This window comes from Acidisphaera rubrifaciens HS-AP3 (assembly GCF_000964365.1).
Classification (GTDB): Bacteria; Pseudomonadota; Alphaproteobacteria; order Acetobacterales; family Acetobacteraceae; genus Acidisphaera; species Acidisphaera rubrifaciens.
The window spans coordinates 1-924 of record NZ_BANB01000993.1 but is presented as its reverse complement, the minus strand read 5'-3'; the positions used below and the strand labels follow the sequence as shown (position 1 = coordinate 924).

The 924-nt window shown below is 74.2% G+C and carries 1 protein-coding gene and 1 pseudogene; one reads left to right on the top strand and one right to left on the bottom strand.

Translation table 11 applies throughout. The features are described from left to right. Positions 1–276: pseudogene (locus B8460_RS19615) on the top strand (CoA ester lyase); the annotation flags it as partial. Positions 277–528: 252 nt separating this feature from the next. On the opposite strand, the gene B8460_RS19610 reads toward B8460_RS19615, so the two are convergent. Beyond that, positions 529–801 carry a hypothetical protein gene (locus tag B8460_RS19610; RefSeq protein ID WP_048863316.1) on the bottom strand — a complete coding sequence of 91 codons (273 nt, stop codon included), beginning with the start codon at positions 799–801 and terminating at the stop codon, positions 529–531. Between the last annotated feature and the right edge of the window lie 123 nt (positions 802–924).

Below are 924 nucleotides of genomic sequence, written 5' to 3'. Positions count from 1 at the left end.
GACCCCGACGGCTTCATGGCCGCCGCCCGCCGTGCCTGCGTGCTGGGCTACGAGGGCAAATGGGCGATCCATCCGAGCCAGATCGCGCTCGCCAACGAGGTGTTCACGCCGAGCCCGGAGGAGGTGACCCGGGCGCGCCGCATCCTCGACGCGATGGCGGCGGCGGCGCGCGAGGGCCGGGGCGCGGTGTCGCTGGACGGGCGGCTGATCGACATCGCCAGCATCCGCATGGCCGAGGCGCTGCTGGCGAAGGCGGACGCGATCGACGCGATCTGACGGGACCGGTCCGGCTCTGGACCGCCCAACCGCACCGGGCCTGATACGACCGTCACCACCCGCGCGCGGCCGCCCGCCCGCGCCCCCCGCTCTGTGCAGCGGCATCAGCCGCGTCGGCGTCGCGGCGTCGTCTTCGGGCGGCATGGCAGACCAGGCGAGATCGCCCGCATGGCGCCAGGCGATGCGGCGGAAACGCCACGAGACCTGGTTGACGGCGCCCGGCCCCGCCCCGCCCGGCTTAAGGCGACCCGTTCACGGCGGATAGTATTTCGGCCCCGTCCCGCCCGTGGTCGGTGCCGCGTGCGTGCCGCCGCTGCCGCCGTGGCAGCTGCGCCTGGTGCCGCTCGTCGGCTTGCCGCCGAAGGCGCACGGGATGTCGTCCTGGAAGAAATGCGGGATGCCGGTCGTGAAGGTGCTGCGCATGTCGTCGAAGAAGTCGGCATGCGCGACGCCGGCGAAGCCCAGCGTCAGCACCGCCGCGCAGGCGACGCGGCGCGCGCGGTCGATCCAACGGCTGCGTATCATCGTGGCGTCACCATCGCTGCGGCCCCCTGCCCTGCCCCGACTCTGGCCCCGCGCGCCGGCCGGGGCGCGCATGGCCGGGCATGTTCGCAGGCGGCGACGACAATGTATTCGTGGCCGCCCGCC

Bases quoted from the DNA above. Each gene is read 5' to 3' on its own strand.
- B8460_RS19610 (WP_048863316.1), bottom strand. From the start codon at position 801: ATGATACGCAGCCGTTGGATCGACCGCGCGCGCCGCGTCGCCTGCGCG.